15 protein-coding genes are annotated in these 18,967 nt (G+C 61.8%); 8 read left to right on the forward strand and 7 right to left on the reverse strand.

Features of this window, described 5'->3' with window-relative positions:
• Window positions 1-7: 7 nt before the first annotated feature.
• From KI611_RS16270 to bfr (KI611_RS16300), 7 genes are all read left to right on the forward strand, one after another.
• The gene (locus KI611_RS16270) at window positions 8-352 is read left to right on the forward strand and encodes a cupredoxin domain-containing protein (protein ID WP_226416696.1); all 345 of its coding nucleotides are present in this window, start codon (window positions 8-10) and stop codon (window positions 350-352) included.
• A 77-nt stretch (window positions 353-429) separates the two neighbouring features.
• Entirely contained in the window at window positions 430-1,233 is an 804-nt protein-coding gene (locus KI611_RS16275) for an FTR1 family iron permease (protein WP_226416697.1), read from the forward strand.
• On the forward strand, window positions 1,226-2,617 hold the full coding sequence (locus KI611_RS16280) for a 4Fe-4S binding protein (RefSeq protein ID WP_226416698.1): 1,392 nt from the start codon (window positions 1,226-1,228) through the stop codon (window positions 2,615-2,617). The genes KI611_RS16275 and KI611_RS16280 overlap by 8 nt, the downstream gene beginning before the upstream one ends.
• A 72-nt stretch (window positions 2,618-2,689) precedes the next feature.
• Window positions 2,690-4,636: a ferrous iron transport protein B gene (gene feoB / locus KI611_RS16285; protein WP_226416699.1), complete on the forward strand. Its 1,947-nt coding sequence runs from the start codon at window positions 2,690-2,692 to the stop codon at window positions 4,634-4,636.
• Window positions 4,637-4,640: 4 nt separating this feature from the next.
• Entirely contained in the window at window positions 4,641-4,898 is a 258-nt protein-coding gene (locus tag KI611_RS16290; protein ID WP_226416700.1) for a ferrous iron transport protein A, read from the forward strand.
• Between the two features lie 73 nt (window positions 4,899-4,971).
• Window positions 4,972-5,457 carry a bacterioferritin gene (gene bfr / locus KI611_RS16295; RefSeq protein WP_226416701.1) on the forward strand — a complete coding sequence of 162 codons (486 nt, stop codon included), beginning with the start codon at window positions 4,972-4,974 and terminating at the stop codon, window positions 5,455-5,457.
• Between the two features lie 9 nt (window positions 5,458-5,466).
• Window positions 5,467-5,949, forward strand: coding sequence for a bacterioferritin (gene bfr, locus KI611_RS16300; RefSeq protein WP_226416702.1), 483 nt, complete (start codon window positions 5,467-5,469; stop codon window positions 5,947-5,949).
• A 114-nt stretch (window positions 5,950-6,063) separates the two neighbouring features.
• Here bfr (KI611_RS16300) and KI611_RS16305 read toward each other — a convergent pair whose 3' ends face one another.
• The 3 genes from KI611_RS16305 to KI611_RS16315 are packed head-to-tail and all read right to left on the reverse strand — an operon-like array spanning window position 6,064 to window position 11,821.
• Window positions 6,064-7,107: a T6SS immunity protein Tli4 family protein gene (locus KI611_RS16305; protein ID WP_226416703.1), complete on the reverse strand. Its 1,044-nt coding sequence runs from the start codon at window positions 7,105-7,107 to the stop codon at window positions 6,064-6,066.
• Entirely contained in the window at window positions 7,104-8,816 is a 1,713-nt protein-coding gene (locus KI611_RS16310; RefSeq protein ID WP_226416704.1) for an esterase/lipase family protein, read from the reverse strand. The genes KI611_RS16305 and KI611_RS16310 overlap by 4 nt, the downstream gene beginning before the upstream one ends.
• Window positions 8,813-11,821, reverse strand: coding sequence for a type VI secretion system Vgr family protein (locus tag KI611_RS16315; protein ID WP_226416705.1), 3,009 nt, complete (start codon window positions 11,819-11,821; stop codon window positions 8,813-8,815). The genes KI611_RS16310 and KI611_RS16315 overlap by 4 nt, the downstream gene beginning before the upstream one ends.
• Window positions 11,822-12,125: 304 nt before the next feature.
• Between KI611_RS16315 and KI611_RS16320 the strand changes: the two genes are divergently transcribed.
• Entirely contained in the window at window positions 12,126-12,329 is a 204-nt protein-coding gene (locus tag KI611_RS16320) for a (2Fe-2S)-binding protein (RefSeq protein ID WP_226416706.1), read from the forward strand.
• A 66-nt stretch (window positions 12,330-12,395) separates the two neighbouring features.
• Here KI611_RS16320 and KI611_RS16325 read toward each other — a convergent pair whose 3' ends face one another.
• From KI611_RS16325 to KI611_RS16340, 4 genes are all read right to left on the reverse strand, one after another.
• A complete protein-coding gene (locus KI611_RS16325; protein WP_226416707.1) occupies window positions 12,396-14,534 on the reverse strand; it encodes a TonB-dependent receptor plug domain-containing protein in 2,139 nt (712 codons plus the stop codon).
• 166 nt (window positions 14,535-14,700) lie between these two features.
• Window positions 14,701-15,816 carry an alpha-hydroxy acid oxidase gene (locus KI611_RS16330; protein ID WP_226416708.1) on the reverse strand — a complete coding sequence of 372 codons (1,116 nt, stop codon included), beginning with the start codon at window positions 15,814-15,816 and terminating at the stop codon, window positions 14,701-14,703.
• On the reverse strand, window positions 15,816-16,493 hold the full coding sequence (locus tag KI611_RS16335; RefSeq protein ID WP_226416709.1) for a Fe2+-dependent dioxygenase: 678 nt from the start codon (window positions 16,491-16,493) through the stop codon (window positions 15,816-15,818). Before KI611_RS16335 ends, KI611_RS16330 begins: the two co-directional genes overlap by 1 nt.
• Window positions 16,494-16,572: 79 nt before the next feature.
• Entirely contained in the window at window positions 16,573-18,855 is a 2,283-nt protein-coding gene (locus KI611_RS16340) for a TonB-dependent receptor (RefSeq protein WP_226416710.1), read from the reverse strand.
• Between the last annotated feature and the right edge of the window lie 112 nt (window positions 18,856-18,967).

Consider the following 18,967-nt stretch of genomic DNA (forward strand, 5'->3'; position numbering starts at 1 on the left):
GAAACCCATGAAACACGCTCTCCATTCCGCGGCTTTCAGCCTGGTTCTTTGCCTTCTGACGGCGTCGAGCGCGGCAATCGCCGACGACCTGCCGACCTTCAAGTTGCTGATGAAGGATGGCCGACTCATTCCCGAAACGCTGGAAGTGCCGGCCAACACCCGCTTCCGGCTGGAGGTGAAGAACGAGGGGCCGGGAGCCGCGGAATTCGAGAGCCTGGAATTGAAAAAGGAGCTGGTGCTCGCCCCCGGCGTCACCCGCAACCTCGTTTTTTTCCCGATGAAACCGGGCAGCTACAAGTTCTTTGACGATTTCCACCCGGAAACCGGCCAGGGCCGAATTGTCGCCAAGTAGGTATTAGTCGCTAGTAGCTAGTTACTAGCAACAACTACCCACCGCTAACAACCAACATCTAATGGCTAACAACTAAAATGGGAAACGCCTTTTTCGTAGTCTGGCGGGAAAGCCTCGAAGCTTTCCTGATCGCCGGCATTCTCTACGCCTGGCTGAAAGCCAACGACGACAGCGGGGCCGGGCGCCGGGCATTGTTCGGCGGCCTGGCGGCTGGCGTCGTTCTCGCGCTGCTGCTCGGCTGGGCCTTGCTAACGGTGCAGGATGAACTGACCGGCGAGGCGCTGGAAATCTTCCAGACGGCGACGCTCTTCGTCGCCGCCGGCCTGATTACCCAGATGGTGCTGTGGATGCGCCGGCATGGCCGGCAGATGAAAGCCCGGCTGCACGCCGACCTGACGGCCGCCGCCGAACGCTCCGGCTACCTCGGCGTTGCCATCGTTGCCGCGCTGGCGGTCGCCCGCGAAGGCGCCGAGACGGTGATCTTCCTCTACGGCATGGCCCAGGAAGGCGATCTCAACGCCCTGCTGCTCGGTGCTCTGGCCGGCTTTGCCGGGGCCGGCGCCACCGCCTGGCTGGCGGCAAAGAGCCTGGCCCGGCTGAACATCGGCCTGTTGCTCCGCCTCTCGTCGATCCTGCTGCTGATCCTCGCCTCCGCCCTGCTGATCGCCGCCGTCGACCGCCTGATCGGGGCCGGCTGGCTGCCGCCGCTGATCGATCCGGTCTGGGATACGTCGATGCTGATCGATGACACCACCAAGGCCGGCAAACTGCTCGCCGATTTTTCCGGCTACCGCGCCCGCCCGGCGCTCTCCTCCGTGCTCGCCTGGGCCGGCTACTGGGGCGTCGTGCTGCTGGCCTGGCGGAGAACGTCACATGGCTGAACACGTTGTGCACTTCCATGCCAGCCAGCCCCGCAATCGGGTCGAGAAAATCGGCCTGTTCCTGCGCCGGAACCGCCGGCCGATCATTGCCACCCAATGGGTCGTCATCGTGCTCTACGCGGCGATGGTCATCATCCCTGCCTTCCTGCCGCTACCGCCGGAAAACGCCCATATCTGGGACAACCTGCGGCTGTTCGCCCAGTTCTGTTTCTGGGGCCTGTGGTGGCCGGGCGTGATGATCGCCACGGTGACCATGGGCCGCGTCTGGTGCGGCCTGTTCTGCCCGGAAGGCGCGCTCTCCGAATGGGTCAGCCAGTACGGCCGCGGCAAGGCCCTGCCCGGCTGGCTGAAGTGGACCGGCTGGCCCTTCGTCGCCTTCGTCACCACCACCGTCTACGGCCAGTTGGTCAGCGTCTATGAATACCCGCAAGCCGCGCTGCTGGTGCTCGGCGGCTCGACCGTCGCAGCGCTCGGCATCGGCCTGCTCTACGGCCGCGAAAAGCGCATCTGGTGCCGCTACCTCTGCCCGGCCTCGGGCGTCTTCGCCGTGCTGGCCAAGATCGCCCCGCTGCACTACAAGGTCGACCGCGCCGCCTGGGACCGGCACGAGGGCGACTTCGAGCCGGTGAACTGCGCCCCGCTGCTCGATGTCCGGCGCATGACCAGCGCTTCCGAATGCCATTCCTGCGGCCGTTGCGCCGGCCAGCGCGACGCCGTGACCTACAGCGCCCGCTCGCCCTTCGCCGAGGTCCTCGATCTCGAGGCGCCGGCCCGCACGCCGGATGCCTTGACGCTGCTCTACGGCGTGCTCGGCGTCGCCACCGCCGCCTTCCAATGGACGCTCAGCCCCTGGCTGCTCAACGCCAAGCTGGCGCTGGCCGAATGGCTGGTCGAGCACGATCACTTCCTGCTGCTCGACAACGACGTGCCGTGGTGGCTGCTCACCCACTACCCGGAAGCCAGCGACCTGTTCACCTGGCTGGACGGCGTATTGATCCTCGGCTATCTGCTTGGCGGCGGCTTCGTGCTGGGCAGCCTGCTGCTCGCCGGCCCGCTGCTCGCCGCCCGTCTGGTCAGAACCGCGTCCCTCAGCTGGCAGCGCTTTGCCCTGGCCCTGACGCCGCTGGCCGGGGCGAGCGTCATTCTCGGCCTGTCGATGCTGACCGTCACGCACCTCAAGGCCGAGCATCTGTGGCTGGGCTGGCTGCCTTATTTCCGGATCGGCCTACTCGGCACCGGCTGTCTGGCCAGCCTGTGGCTCGCCCTGCGCCTGGTTCAATTAGCCAGCGCCAGCCTACCGCGCCGGGCCGCGGCTGGGCTGACCATGCTCTTCCCGGTCGGCCTGATGGCCACGGTGTGGACGCTGGTTTTCTTCATCTGGTGAGCAATCCGTCGTAAAGTTGGGGCCGGCCGGGGGTTTCCCGGCCGCCCGCCTAACCTGAATGTCCGAATCAACGTGAACGCCACTGTTTCCACTGCCAACGCCATCCTGCTCGTTGGCCACCCCAATGTCGGCAAGTCGGTCCTCTTTCACCGACTGACCGGCGCCTACGTCAACGTTTCCAACTATCCCGGTACCACCGTCGAGGTCACCCGGGCCAGCACCCGCTTCGACCGTCAGGCGATGCTGCTCGACACGCCCGGCGTGCTGTCGCTGCCATCGCGCAGCGATGACGAACGGGCGACGATGCGCGCCCTGCTCCGCGAAAACACCCGCTGCCTGGTGCAGGTCGGCGATGCCAAGAATTTGCGCCGGACCCTGACCCTGACCGCGCTGCTCGCCGAACTCGGCGTGCCGATGGTGCTCGCCCTCAACATGCATGACGAAGCGACGGCGCGCGGCGTCACCGTCGACATCCCGGCCCTGGCCGAAGAACTCGGCATCCCGGTGCTGGCCACCGTGGCGACCGGCGGCGAAGGGGTCGGCGAGCTGACCAGCAGCCTGCAGCACGCGCTGCCGCCGCAACCACTGCTGCGCTACGACGCGGAAATCGAAAGCGCGATCATCGCCACCACCGTGGCGATCAGCCGCCTCGCCCCGCATCCGCGTCTGGCGGCGCGCGGCCTGGCCATTCTCTTTCTCGGCGGCGATGCGGAAGTCGCCGTCTGGCTGGCCGAGCAAGCTGGCGAATCTTTCGCCGAACTGGCGGCACTGCGCCAGCAGGCCGATGCGCGAGTCACCGGCAAGCTGCCGACGCTGCTCGCCCGCGAACGCACCGAAGCGGCCGACACTCTGGCCACCAGCGCCATCCAGCGCGCCGCCAAGAGCAGCCCGCTGCTCTCGCAGCGGATCGGCCATTACGTCGTCGATCCGCTCTGGGGCGTTCCGATTCTGCTCGGCGTGCTCTATCTGGTTTACCAGTTCGTCGGCGTCTTCGGCGCGACAACTCTGGTCGGCCTGCTCGAAGAAGACCTGTTCGAAGGCATCCTGAATCCGGCCTTCACCCATTTCGTCGATAGCACGGTCAATGTGCCGTGGATCTCGGAATTGCTGGTCGGCCAGTACGGGCTATGGACCATGGGCATGACCTACGCGCTGGCCCTGATCCTGCCCATCGTCACGACCTTCTTCCTGGCCTTCGGCGTGCTCGAAGATTCCGGCTACCTGCCGCGCCTGACGGTGATCGCCAACCGGCTGTTCGCGCTGATCGGCCTCAACGGCCGCGCCGTATTGCCGATGGTCCTTGGCCTCGGCTGCGTGACGATGGCGACGCTGACGACGCGCATCCTGCACAGCCCACGCGAACGGATGATCACCATCTTCCTGCTCGCCCTAGCCATTCCCTGTTCGGCCCAACTCGGCGTCGTCCTTGGCATGCTCGGCGGCGTATCCTTCACCGCCCTGCTGATCTGGGCCCTGGCCATGCTCGGTATCCTGCTGCTCGCTGGCTTCCTCGCCGCCAAGCTGATTCCCGGCCGACGCATCCCGCTCGTCACCGAACTGCCGCCAATGCGCCTGCCCAGCCTCGGCAATGTGCTGAAAAAAACCGGCGGCCGCCTGAAGTGGTACCTGATCGAAGTCATCCCGCTGTTCCTGCTTGGCACCTTCATCATGTACGCCCTCGACAAGACCGGCGCCCTGCCCGCCATCATCCGCGCCGGCGAACCGCTGGTCAGCGGCTGGCTCGGCCTGCCGCCGGAAGCCTCCGCCGCCTTCGTGATGGGCTTCCTGCGCCGCGACTTCGGCGCCACCGGGCTGTTCGCCATGGCCCACACGCTGAGCCCGATCCAGGCGGTGGTCGGCATGATCACCATCACGCTGTTCATCCCCTGCTTTGCCAGCCTGATGATGATGGTCAAGGAACAGGGCGCCAAAACTGCGCTCGCCATGGTCGCCGTGATCGTCCCCTTCGCCTTCCTGATCGGCGGTCTGTTCAACCTGCTGCTGCGCGCCGTTTGGTAACCCCATGAGCCCGAAACATGAAGCCCGCCTGCCCCTCGCCTTCATCCCGCCCGGCACGGAAGTCCGTCTGGCGGCCTTCGGCGAGGAAATCGACCCGCTCCAGCGCGAGCAACTAACCGCCTACGGCCTGGCCGAGAATCGCCCGCTCAAGGTGCTGCAGCAGCGGCCGATGACGGTGATCCTTGCCGATGAAGTTGAACTGGCCCTTGAACATGCTGTCGCACGTCACATCTGGGTGGAAAAGGACACAACCAACGCCTAGAATTGGCGCCGAGGCAAGCCAGCCGCTTTTCGCCAGCCAGCCGCCAGTTTCCAACGAACTCCGGAGAAACACCATGAAGGGCGACAAGAAAATCATCGACATCCTCAACGGCCTGCTGGCCGGCGAATTGACCGCCGTCGATCAGTACCTGATCCATGGCGAGATGTACGCCGACATGGGTCTCAACGAGTTGGCCCAGAAGTCGATTCACGAATCCGACCACGAACGCCAGCACGCCCGGGCACTGATCCAGCGCATCCTGTTCCTCGAAGGTAAGCCGGACCTCAGCAAGCGTGACGGCCTGAAGATCGGCAAGAACGTGCCGGAAATGCTGAAATCCGACCTCGCCGTCGAATACAAGGTGGATGGCGAACTGAAGAAAGCCATGGCGGCCTGTGAAAAGGCCCAGGATTACGTAACCCGCGACATGCTCGGCGTGCAGCTCGAAGATACCGAAATGGACCACGCCTACTTCCTCGAAAAGCAGCTCAAGCTGATCGAACTGGTCGGTTTGCCGAACTACCAGCAGAGCCAGATGGGCTCTGGCAGCCCAGCTTAAGGAGCGAGCATGAAAGGCGACAAGAAAGTCATCGAAGCCCTGAACAAGGTGCTGAAGAACGAACTGACCTCGATCAACCAGTATTTCCTGCACGCCCGGATGTTCCGCAATTGGGGCCTGGAAAAACTCAACGACTATCAGTACAAGCAGTCGATCCGCGTCATGAAGGAAGCCGACGAAGTCATCGAACGCGTCCTCTTCCTCGAAGGCCTGCCCAACCTGCAGAACCTCGGCAAGCTGCTGATCGGCGAAAACGTCGTCGAATGCCTGGCCGGCGACCTCAAATATGAGCGTGAAATCCAGCGCCCGCTACTGATCGAATCGATCGCCCTGTGCGAGGAACTACAGGACTACGTCAGCCGCGACCTGCTCGAAGACCTGCTCGAACACAGCGAAGAAGCCATCGACTGGCTGGAAACCCAGCAAAGCCTGATCGAAAACGTAACCCTGCCGAACTACCTGCAGGCCCACATGGAACCAGGCGGCGACTGACCTTCCACGGGTTGCCGAACAAATCAAAAAGCCACGGTTTTATGCCGTGGCTTTTTAACGTCTGCGCGAGTCGGAAGATGCGGCGATGACTCGCTATCAACAGGCATCGACGGATTAGCGCATTCGGATACTGCTGATGATGGCATCCCACCATGCGAGTGCTTCATCCCTCGATAGAGAAGCGTCGACGTAGGGCCCACCATCGATTTGCCCGCCCATAGACATACTTACAGCAAGAACTGGCTTGACCAGGGTTGACGGTTCCGTAATGAGCGTTTCAGCTGAAAACAATCTAACGATCTTGTCGTTATCTTTGCCTTGATCAAGTAATTCTTCGGCAGGGCGTCCGCTGATAGTGGTTTTTCCACGGCGTAAAGTAGTTGAACTGACACCGAGCTTCGTCAGCATATCTGCCTTGCCATCCACCCGCTTCAGTAAGCCACCATCCCCCTTTTCCGGGAGCGAGTTCATGTCAATGGTGATGAGGACGTCAGAGTGTGCCTTGCTGCGAAAGGCTAGCGTAAAAACCTCTCCATTCTGACCTGCATTGATGGTGGTGGTACCCATACAAGTACCGCCTTGAGCACCCGTTGATGCCGGAGTGTAGGTGGTTTCCTGTGCAACTTTGAGTAATTGACGCTCAAAATATTCAATGGGTTTTTCCGATACGTGGTACTTAAAATTCTCGTAGCGGACTACGGCTTCGCCCCGTTGGGCAAACAGATGCAACCTGAAAGATTCAAGCAGGCTAGGACTTTTATATGCACTCACAAGCGTCATGGTTTCGTCGATTGCTTTGAGTTCGGCCAGCATGTTTCGAGACTGAGACTTTGCGTTTGGCATCGCCTGCAACTCTCCAACTCTTTGCCGGACTAGTTGCTGAAATGTCGGCTTTTCGCCATTTAGTCGAGAAAGCTCAATCTGGACCCGCTCAAAATCCTTGCCTAGCCCATAGTAAAGCTGAAGTTCGCTGCCGATGGTAAGCGCAAAGTCTTCAGGCAGATCAATCAAATAGCGTCCTACACAGTGGGTGCGCATTGGCGGCAAAGTTGCGGGATCGCTCACAATTTTTTCCTGAACAAAGTATAGGTAACTCAAAATTGCGACCATCAAGGTCGCAATAATCACGATGGTTTTCCTGGAAAGCTGGCGCATCATGCTGGGCGTTTTGCAATGCCTGCCAGTTTATTGATGGCATACAAGGTGGTGTGCTGGGCCTTCAAGTCGTGATAGGCGGGTTCGTGACCAAAACCAGCTAATTTGAACTGCTGCCGGATACTCCCGCCACCTTGTGCCAGAGGCGAAGCACCGGAACTGCATGGAACGGTCCCATCGCCCGCACCATCCTGCAGTTCACAATGCAGTTCCCAATAGCTGCTCTCGTAAGTGCTAGCCATTCCCATACCGAAGGATGGAATGACTTCTGTTTTTCCGCCGACATAGGCGGGAGTGCCACCTTCTTCACGTAGTGCACCATGCCCGAGTCCTGTGACGTCTTTTGGGCTTTGTCGTTGCCGTTTATCTGGGGCAATCCCTTGGCGCATGCGCCAGGTCACTTTCTCAAAACTCTTCTGTTTCTTGTCGGCACCATAGAAAACGTAGGTTGCTGGATGAAATTTGGCGATCAAATCTTGATGAAATCTTTCAGCATCGGCAATGTTGACTTCAAAATCCATCCATTCAATCGGTGCTCCTTCGCTCGGAGACAGCCAAGCTTCGTTAACTAATCCCCACCATTGTTTTCGCTCTCGATAAATGGCGCTGTAAGACGACTCTCCGCCTTTGGGCAGGCTGAGTTGGTTTTGCCCTTTGTCGTCGAGAACTTTTAGCCACTCCGATGCGTAGGTTTGCGATGGCAGTAGTTGCAACGCGCCGGGAGCCTGAGCAAAGACGGCTGTAACCTCTTGGCCGGTACTGCCGATGACCAGACCGGCCCCAAAATCCTCATCTCGCATTCCGACCTTGCAACGCCTGTAAGCGACTGCTGCACCGGTCGTAGGCATCACACCATGCACAACACCGGCAATTTTTCCCGCCATATCATCAAGTTGTGCACAAGCCCTGGCCACCAGCCCCCCCATCGAATGAGTGACCAATACAACCTGATCACAGCGGTATTGACCTTTGTTGTAGCTCTTGATCAGTTTAAGGATGCGATCCTGCAAACGTAGTGCGGCCATAGCGTTACTGTCCAGCCAGTTGTAGCCGCAGGCATAAACTGGCATCAAGAACTTGGCACGGGCCATCAGATCGTCGGTCGTGATGGACTGAAACGGCGCCTTCTCTGCACCGAAGGGCTCGTCCGGCATCCCCATTTTGATGCCGGGAAATAGCTTGGGTTTGTCACCAGCTTTCGATGGCGCCGATATTGTTGCCTCGGCCTGGAAATACTCTTGCCACAAGGCCGGATTACGTTCTGCAGGGTTAAGTTGATCATCAAGCCACAAAAGATACTGATGGTAAGAACCTTCGCCAACTTCGCCCCAACCTCGCTCCCGGTAGGTCGACTGCGAATATTTTCCATTCTTGGGTAGTTTCCCCCTGTCATCAACCACAGTACGATCAGGGTGAAGTAGTTTTTGTCGCGGTCCCGAGCCTTTCGTGGCAAAACCTTTCAGCATCCCCCAAGGAATTCCGCCTACGCCGGTATCAAGTCGCCAAACTGGCGTGCCGCCAGCTTTAGCTTTCAAATTAGAACCCATGATGCCCGGCACAAAAATAACCGGAAGCACATTGAATGGCCCAGCAATGAGGCGAACCGTATCGGTCAAAGACGAGCCGGTAAGCGTCCACTCGAATGTCGGTTTCCCTGACTTGTCGACTTGCGCTGACTGATTGCGCTCAGTCTTTGGCGGCACAGCGTTCATTGAGCACCTCCACTACTAATTCGACCAAGGACACGGATCGTCAGTTTTTCAATATTGAAGCCTTGCTGAAGCGGAATCATGCCTTGGGCATCGGTAACAACAGGGGTCTTGGTGCCATCCGGCTTGATGATTTCTAGTCGCATATTGGCTAGTGGATCGCCCACTGTATCGGTTAACTGAAATTTTTCGTCGAACAACATCGACTCGCGAGGCATCTCTGGCAAGGCAAAAGGAGAGCTCTCCGGTCCGCTAAAACTCTTCTTGCTCGCATGCACGGTAATCGTCCCCGGGCACTGCACCGTAATCCCGCCATCAATCGTGATGCTCGCCCCACCGGCCACTGCGAGGTGGATCTTCTTCGCCGCCGCGAAGTCAATATTCGCGTTAGCACTGACCAGCTTCATCTCCTTCTTGGCCAGGAACTTCATTTCGTCGCTTTGCGCCTGCAGCTCGAGGTCGTCCTTGGCGGCGATTAGCTTGATGCCGGTGTTGCCGTCGCCGGCCTTGATCGCCCCGGCCAAGAGGCCGATGGCCTGGCCGCTGTGGATGCGGGTCTTGCCGGCGATGGCGAAGTTGCTGTCTTCGCCGCTTTCGAAGGTGGTGGTTTCGCCGTTGGCATATTGCAGGTTCTGGCCGGCGACGCTGGCGAAGTCGCCTTTGGCGGCCTGGATGATGGCCGGGTCGGTGAGGTGGGGGACTTTGTTTTGGCCGGTGGCGGTGTTCTTGGCGTCGGCGTCGCTGAGCGCGGCGTTCTGATCCTTGGCGTCCGCCATGCCGCTCGCCACTTTGTGCAGGGCCTTGAGCGGTGCGGCGCTGTCGTCGATGGTGCTTTTGTTTTGCCCGATGCTGCCGATGGCGCTGGCGAGCTTGACGGTCTGGTGAGTGCCGGCGGCTTGGCTGAGGGTTTGGGCCAGGGTGTCGGCTTGTTTGAGCAGCGCCATGGCCGGGGCCATGTCGCCGGCCGGGGTGCCGGGTGTGCCATGGGGCCAGGTGCTCATGATCAAACCGCGGCCGGCGCGCAGCGCGCCGTAGGCGTCGGTTCGGAGTTCGGTGCCGGTGCCGCGGAAGCTGCCACGGTAGTTATCGGCCTGGTGAACCAGATGGCCGAGGTTGAGTTCGCTGCTGTGTTGCGTCGATTTGAGCTGGATGCGTTGCTGGTTGTCGGTGTCGTCCATGACCAGCTGGTTGAAACCGGCACCGCCGAATTCCTTGCTCTTGAAGCCGGTCAGGGCGGACGGATGGTTGTGGCTGCTTTCGGCGGCGCCGTGCCAGGCCGGACTGTTGCCGCCGGCGAGGTTGCCCTGGCCGCTGGTGCGCTGGTCGCTGGCTTGTTCAAAGACCGAGGTGTCGCTTTCGCCTGAAGTACCGCCCGGCGTGGCGGCGATACCGCCTTCGCCTTGGCCGTTGTAGAGGGCGCCCATCAGGTAGGGGCGGTCGATGTCGCCACCGAGGAAGTCGACAAGGACTTCCTGACCGATCCGCGGCAGCCATTGCCAGCCCATGCCCGGGCCGGCCTGTCGGCTGAGGACGCGGATCCAGCAGGAATCCCTGTCATCTGATGCTTCGGCTTGTTGCCAGTGGAAGCGGATCTTGACGCGACCGAGGGCGTCGCACCACAACTCGTCGCTGCCATTGGCGGCGGTTTCGCCGTTCGGCCCGACGACCAGGGCGCTCATCGGTCCTGGCGCGGTCGGCCGGGGGTTGAGGCGGGCACCGGTGTCGTCTACTAAACGGGGGCGCCACGGGGTCTTGTTGCGCAGTGCGGCGAAGCGGTTGGCGTAGCCGCGTTCGCTGGCCAGCTCGAGGAGTTCGGCCGGCAGCCGCGCCGGGGCGCGCAGCGGCTCGATGAGGTCGCCGGTGGCCAGGGCGCGGGGGTCGTCGATCAGTTGGCTTTGCCCGAGACGGCTGGCGATGGCGCTGATGGACTGGCCGGTGAGGTTGTTGATGCCGAGGTGGGTGACCTCGGTGATGACGTAGCCGGCGGGGCCGTCGTTCGGGGCGTCGGGTTGGCTCGGCAGGCCGAGCAGGTCGAGGCGGGTGCCGGGGCGCAGGCTGCGCACGGTACCCCGGCCGAGCCAGGTCTGGTAGCGGGCTTCGAGGGCTTCCATGGCAAGCCGGCCATAACGTTCTGCTTCGCCGCTGTTGGCGAAGGCGTAGAGTCCGCTGTCGTCGTAGGATTCGAGGACCGGGGCGCGCGGGCTGCCGTATGTCTGGGCGGTCGGTACGCTGGTGCTGATGCTGCGCTTGGCTTTGTAGTCGTAGCCGAGCTGGGTGGCGAGGGTGCTGAAGAGTCGACGGTGTTCGCCAAAGGCGAGGATGACGTCCTGATCTTCCTGCGAGTCGGCCCGGTGATAACGGATGCCCTGGCCTCCGTTAGCCGATTGCGACAGCACGTCTTCCGGGAAACGCTGGCTGTCGGCGAAGAGGCGGATGCGATGGCCGCCGGGTGCCGCTGGATCTTCTTCAGCTGCCCAGCCGAGGCCTTCTTCAGCGAGCACGCGGGAGACGAAGGCGTAGTCGGATTCGTTGTACTGGACGCAGTAGCTGCGCGACCGTGTGTCGGCCATGAACGGTGCGACATCGTCGGACCACTGCCAGCCGGCGATGTCGGCATAGTCGGCGAAGACGGCTTCGACGATATCGATCACCGTGCAGTTCTGGAAAACCCGGTTGTGCCGGCCGCGGCTGAGCAACCACAGCCAGGGTATGACGATCAGGCGGTAGCGGGTGAAGCCGCCGTCGGAACCAAGCTTGAGGGCGGCGCGGACGTAGCCGCTGCGCGGGCTGGTGCTGCCATCGGAAAGCCGGGTGACGAGGCTGACGGCGCGACCGATAAAGCGCTTGAGTTCGAGATGGACGTCGGTCGATAGCAGATCGATGCCGTATTCAAAACCGGCCGAGAGACTTTCCTGGCCCCACCAGGCTTCAACCGGCAGCTCCGGCCCGGCTTCGTCACGCCAGGTCAGGCTGTAGAGACGGGTCTCGGAGGTGAATGGTTCGAGCATGAGGTCAGCGCCTGAAAGTTGAGGTTTGACAGAACGAAACGCCATCAATCAATGACAATTGCGTAGCCGGGCATTTTACGCAATTTGGCTGAATGACGTTGATTTTTTTGCCGTTGGCATGATCGTCGCTCAGACAGCGATGCCCCCTCGCTGCGCCGCCACCGTCAGTAGCCCCGACAGGACTTTCAGGGCTGTCGGATAAATCGCAGTTATTAATCCGAGATGCTATTGACAGTCATTCTCATCTATATAAAATAGGAACTGTTCGCATTTGAACGCCCACCCTTCTCCAGGGAGTCGATCCATGTATGTCTGTGTTTGTCAGGCCGTTACCGACCGCCAGATTCGCGAGGCCGCCGAAGGTGGCGCGCGCACGCTCAGGGACTTGCGGCGCGATCTCGGGGTAACGCGCGATTGCGGACGATGTGCCTCGTGCGCCCACGAATGCCTGCAGGAAGCCCACGCCGATCTGGGCAAGCCGGGCAAGGTGATGCGCAAGGCGGCTTGAATACCGTATCGGATGGACGATCAGGGGGCTGCTGCCCCCTTTTTTACGCGCGCCGATTGCCGCCCTTTACCACTTCGCTTCGAGCGTCAGCATATAGCTCGCCATCCCCGGCGTGAAACCATCTTCAGTTCGCAACAAGGCACCGCTGCCGTCGGTCTCGGTCAGGTAGTTGCGACGCGCCTCCTTGGTCACGTTCTGGGCCGAGAATCGCAAGGCGACCTGCCGGTCGATCTTGTACAGCGCATACAGATCCAGTTGCCGGCGCGCCCCCTGCAACTGCTTGACGGTTGCGCTGCTCTCGCGATCGAGGGCGGAAACGTAGTTGAAATTCCCGCCGAGGGTCAGACGCAGCGAAGAAATTTCGTAGTCTGCCCCGACATTGGCACTCTTGCGCGGCCCCTCGCCGGCGCCCAGGCCCTCGACCTTGTCCAGCATCCGGGTATCGGTGTAGGCGGCGTTGCCACGCACGGTCAGCGCCGGCAAGCCGAGTGCGATCATCTTGCTCTTGAAGTCGAAGACTAGGCCACGCAATTCCGCCTCGCCGACGTTGTACGGACGTTCGACCCAGCGGCCGGATTCCTGCTCGGTCAAACGCTGCGTGTAGTTCTGCACCTGGCGATGAAAAACCGACAGTCCGACCGTCCCGGCCCGCTGGTCGAGGAAATATTCGACGCCGGCTTCGATGCTGCGCAGGCGTTCGGGAGCGAGGTTGGGGTTGCCGCCGCGATCCGCGTTGCTCGACGAGTTGGTGCCGCTGGACAGGCGCGTCACCGGCAGCAGTTCGCGCGAGAACGGCACACGGCTGTTGCGGGCGATGCTGGCGCGCAGGTTCCACTGGTCGGTGAGCTGCCACAGGTAATGCAATGAGGGATCGAGGGCGCGGAACTTGCGGTCGATTTCCCCCGAACTACTGTCGTCGATCTGCGTCTGCAGGTAGGTCCAGCGCAGCCCCGGCGTCATCAGATGACGTTCGGAGATCTGCCATTCGTCCTGCCCCCAGACGACCTGGCGGTTTTCCTTGAGAGTGGCGACATTGGAAGAAGTCTGGCTGCCGCTGCGCCGTTGCGTGTCCTCGCTCGACTTGCCGCGCAGCTCTCCGGCCACCGTCACCACGTGGGCATCGAAGAACAGGTGCTTGGTGCGCAAATCGCCGATCCATTCGGTCTCGGTCCGTTCGCTGCGGTCGGCAATCGAGGAGGTCATCGCGCCGGTCGAATCGTACTTTCCGGAACGCTTGTCGGCCGCTTCGGACTCGCCCTGGACGGTGAATTTGGCCGTCGTCTCGGCCCCTTGGGTGGCGCTCAGACGCCATTCGCTACCCAGCCTTCCCATCGTCCGCCGGGTTTCGTCACGTTCGTTATCGCTACTCGACACCCCATTGGTGCTGCGCGCAACCTTGGTCGTCCGCTCATCTTCGGTGTGCGAGAAGAAAGGGCTCAGCGTGAACCGCTGGTTACCGGCGAATTTCCAGGAAAACCGCGGCGACAATGTGATGTTGGTATCGTTGCCGGTCGTCGTCGAGTATTCGCTGATCTGACCGTTCGACATACCGCCGCCGTAAGTTGTCGCATCGAGTTCGCGCTTGCCAGAAGCGGGCCGCCGGTTGATGGCCCCGGACAGCAGGTAGCCCGAATCGCCGTCCGGCTCGCCGTACTGCCCTTCGAGGCGAAACTGGGGATCATCGCCGACCGCGCCGACGCCGACCTTCAGCCCACGCGTCGCCTTGGGCGGCACATCGCGCATGACCAGGTTGATCACGCCGGCCGGATTGAGTACCGGGAATTCCGCCGTGCTGTTGCGGATGATCTCGACGCGCTCGATCATCTCGACAGGGAGGCGCAGCGCGGTTGCCGGGTTGCGGTCGCCGCCCGGCAACGGCTGGCCATCGACGAGGATCTGCGGCATGTTGCGGTCCGGCCCACGGCCACGGCCACGCGGCCCGCTGTCCATGTCAGTAAACATGCCGGTGCCCGGCAGCTTGCGCAGCAGTTCGCCGACGCTCGCCGCATCGAGGGTATCGAGTTCCTCGCGGTCGAAAACCAGCTTGCCGGCCGAGGCATTGCGGCGGATTTCCTGGGCTTCCGACTTGGCGGAAACCAGCACTTCCGACAACACCGCGTCCTGGGCGAGTGCTCCGCCGGCGCCCAGCAGGGCCAGGCTGGTGCCGATGAGGCCGCCAATATCTTTATACGCACGAATACTCATGCTGAGTGCTCCTGGGGATTGAACGACAATACCCTGGCTGGCGGCGGCTGGCTTGATCGGGATGGGCCCGACATGGGCGCCGCCGGATTTTCTCAAAACACCGCCTGTTTTCGCTGCCGCCAAAGGTAACAAATGTGTAAATGGGCGCCGCGGGCCAGCGCCCCGACTACGGCGGATTGAGCAGGAACTGCGCGTCTAGCGCGGCCAGGTCCCGGGCGCCGCACAGCGCCATGGTGATTTCCAGTTCCTCGCGGAGCAGGCGCAGCAGATGCGCCACACCGAGCGCACCGGCGGTGGCCAGCGCGTGCACATAGGGGCGGCCGACCAGAACGGCCGAGGCGCCCAGCGCGAGAGCCTTGAAAATGTCGCTGCCCCGCCGGATGCCGCCGTCGAGCAGAAGCGGGAAATCGGCGCCGACCACGGTCTTGATGGCCGGCAAAATGTCGATGCTGGCCGGCGTCGTATCGAGCGTCCGGCCGCCGTGGTTGGAGACCACGATGCCCTGGACACCAGCGTCGACCGCCCGCCGCGCATCCTGCGGGTGGAGGATGCCCTTGAGCACCACCGGCAAGCGGCTGTGCTCGACCAGCCAGGCCACATCGTCCCAATGCGGCGCCGTCGTCATCAGGCGATCGAAGACATTCGCCCCGGACGTACCGGGTAACCCGGCGTTTGCCGCGGCCGCCAGATTGACCGCAGAGATCCCGGCAGGCAGCGCGAAATCGGCCCTCTGCTCGCGGTTGCGCACGCCGAACACGGCGGCATCGACGGTCAGCACGAGCACCGCGTAGCCGGCCGCTTCGGCCCGCCGCACCAGTTCGAGCGAGGCTGCCCGGCTGCCTTGCCAGTAGAGCTGGAACCACAGCGGCGCCTCGGCCTGGGCCGCGATCTCCTCGAGCCGGCAGGTCGCCAGGCTGCTCACCACCATGCCCGCCTGCATCGCCCCGGCCCCGAGCACCGTGGCCATTTCGCCGGCCGGATGAAAGAGCCGTTGATAGGCGACCGGCGCCAGCAAGATCGGGTGGGCATAGTCGCGGCCGAACAGCCTCAGGCGAGTGTGCCCGCCCCGGACATCATTGAGCGGCTGGGGCAGCAGGCGGATCTGGCGAAATGCCTCGACGTTATCATCGAGCGTCAGTTCGTCGGCCGCCCCGCCCTGCAGGTAGGCCCAGGCGTTGTCATCGAGATGCCGGCGGGCCGCCTGCCGATAATCATCGGCCGCGACGACATCGGACGGAATGCGGTCGACGGGCGGCAGCGGGGGCTGATCCGCAGACGGCATCACTCCGCCCATTGCTGCAACAGCTTGTGATAGTGCCCGGTCAGCGCCACCACCTCGGGCGTATCGCCGAGCTGGCTGCGCAGCTTCAGAATGTTCATGTCGAGCTCGAACAGCATGGCGCGCTGCCAGGCCGTCCGCACCAGGCTCTGCGTCCAGAGAAAAGACCCGATCCGGGCGCCCTTGGTGACCGGCTCGACCCGGTGCAGGCTGGTTGATGGATAGACGATGGCATCCCCGGCCGGCAGTTTGACTTCGTGGCTGCCGTAGGTGTCTTCGACGATCAGCTCGCCGCCTTCGTATTCCTCGGGATCGGCCAGGAAAATGGTGGTCGAAACATCGGTGCGCACACCCTCGCTGCTGCCGTGGGCGTATCGGATGGCGTTGTCGATGTGATTGCCGTAATAGCCGCCCCCTTCGTAATGATTGAAATAGGGCGGCAAGATCTGTTTGGGCAGTACTGCGGAAAAGAACAATTTGTTCTTCATCAGTGCCGTCACCATGATTTCCCGCAGCCGGGCAATGGTCGCCGTGCCTTCCGGCAGTTGCCGGTTGCGCTTGCATTGGGCCGATTGGGCACCGGCGGTGGCCAGTCCATCGACCCACTCGGCGGCTGCCATTAGCCGGCGGCATTCGGCCACCTCCTCGCGCGTCAGCAGTTCCGGAATGTGCAGCATCATGGCAAAAGCTCCTAAGAACGGGCAAACCCCGTAAACGTGAAAAACCCGCCCGATTGACGGGCGGGTCGGTGAACTCCGGTTAGAACTTGAAGTTGGCGGTCATGATCGCCTGGCGCCCCGGAGCCACGCTGACCATGTGGGTGGTGTAGGCGCGGTCGTAGTAGGTCTTGTCGGTCAGGTTCTGGATATTCAGACGCAGGCTGAAATTCCTGGCAACTTCATAGCTGGCCATCGCATCGTAGCGCCAGTATTCAGGCACCCACTTGGTGTTGGCCGTGTTGCCGTAGACCTTCGAGACGTAATAGGCGCCGCCCCCCAGCGTCAGCTTGGGCAGGACCTTGTAGGAACTCCACAGGCTGAAGCTGTCTTCCGGCGTGTTCGGGAACTGCTTGCCCTTGTTGACCTGGTTGGCGGCCAGCGGGCCGACTTCGACCAGCTCGCTCTTCAGATGGGTATAACCGCCGAAGACCTGCCACTTGTCGGTCAATGCGCCGGCGAAGCCGAGTTCGTAGCCCTCGGTTTCCTGCTTGCCGACGGTGGCCCAGGTATTGGCATCGATCGCCACCTTGGCATTGGTCTTGTCGAGTTTGAAGACCGCGGCGGTCAGCGAAAGCTTGTTGCCGAGCAGGTTCCACTTGGTACCCAGCTCGATGTTCCTGACTTTTTCCGGTTCCAGATCCTGATTGGTCACCGCCAGGTTGTCCGTGCCATCACTGGCGCTTACCCCGGAAGGATTGGCGGCGGTCGCATAGTTCAGGTAAATACTGCCGTTTTCCAGGGGCTTGTAGATCAGCCCGGCCTGATAGCTGGCAAAACCGCTGTCGCTGCGCAGATTGACCGGGACGTAGACGGTGGTCGTGCTGCCCGCCGTGTAGCCCGTCGTCGAATAGCCGTCCGAACGACTGCTGAAATGGTCGTAACGCAGGCCCAGGTTGAGCAGCCATTGCTTGCTCAGAGTCGCGGTATCGAACAGGTAGATGCCGCGGCTCGTCGTATCGATCTTCGCCCCGACCGACGTACGGCTGATATTGCCGTTCCAGGCGGCGTTCGGATCGGGATTGGAAATGCTGGCAAGCGGCGCACCAGCGACCTGCAGACCGGCGATGTTGGCACCGGTCACCAGATAGCCGCGGTTGTCGGTTTCGGTACGGCTCAGCTCGAAACCGGTTGCGATATTGTGCTTGACGCTGCCGGTAAAGAATTCACCGGTAAGTTCGGTGGCATTGACGAAAGCCTCGGTCGTTGAGTGGCGATTCTTCGAGCTGCGATTCAGATAACCCGGTCGAATGGCCGTTCCGGCAAGGCCGTCGGTCCCGGTGCTGGTATTGGAGATGTTGAGCCCGTTGGAATCGCCGGGATTGGTTACCACGTAATCGTTCAGCGACTTGGTAAAGCGCGTCGCATTGCGGATGGTCCACTTGCTGTTGATGTCGTGCTCGATTTTCAGGGTGCCGCTATCGACTTCCGTCTTGCGAAAATCGCGGGATGTCAGGCCGTAGAAGTTGTCGCGATCGACCTTGAGCGGACCGCCGTCGCCATTGAACACCGAGCGCGGATTGGTCGCGGCATAAGGGTTGTTGTAGGGATGCCCATAGTCCGGCATGTCATCGGTTTCATAGTGGTAGAAACCGACCGTCGCCCGGGTCGGGCCGCCCAGGCCGAGCGCCGCGGAGATATTGACGCCGAGATGGTCGTAATCCACTTCATTGCGGCCGGCCACATCGCCGGTTTCCTTGAGCAGATTGATCCGGACCGCGGCATTGTCGGTCAGCTGTTGATTCAGGTCGGCCGTGGCGCGAACGTATTTGTCGGTCCCCAGGCCGATCGAGGCTTCGTTGAAACTGCCCAGGCGGGCATTCTTGGTCGTCAGGTTGATGCTGCCGCCGACCGCGCCGCCACCGCTGAACGCCGAATCAGCGCCCTTCGAAATATCGATCTGCTCGATGGCGAACATGTTGCGCGACTGCGAACTCGGATCGCGCAGACCGTCGATGAAGGTATTGGCCTGGGCACTGAAGCCGCGAATGACCGGGCTATCGCCTTCCGGTGTACCGCCTTCGCCCATCCCGAAGGTGATCCCCGGCGTCGTGCGCAGCGCCTCTTGCAGCGACGCGGCATTGGTTTGCTTGAGGACTTCCTGGGTGATCACCGTCACCGTCTTCGGCGTGTCAAGCAGCGGCGCGGTGAATTTGGTCGATGCGGCGTTGTCGGCCTTGTACGGCACGTCGGCAGCGGCCTTGACGGTCATTGCCGGCAAGGAGGTCTCGCTCTCCTGAGCGTTGCCGGCGGCCGGCAGGGCCGCGGCAACCAGGGCCAGCAAATGTGAAGCGTGCGAGTGTTTGCGACTACGAATGTGCGCCATGAGCCTTTTCCTTGTTGGGTATTAACTGGATTTGGCTGGCGTTCCATCAGGACCGAAACTGGTCTTGACTCGCGGATGGCTGGCTAGATTTGTGTTTCACATGATAATGGTT

The organism is Dechloromonas denitrificans, from assembly GCF_020510685.1.
Classification (GTDB): domain Bacteria; phylum Pseudomonadota; class Gammaproteobacteria; order Burkholderiales; family Rhodocyclaceae; genus Azonexus; species Azonexus denitrificans_A.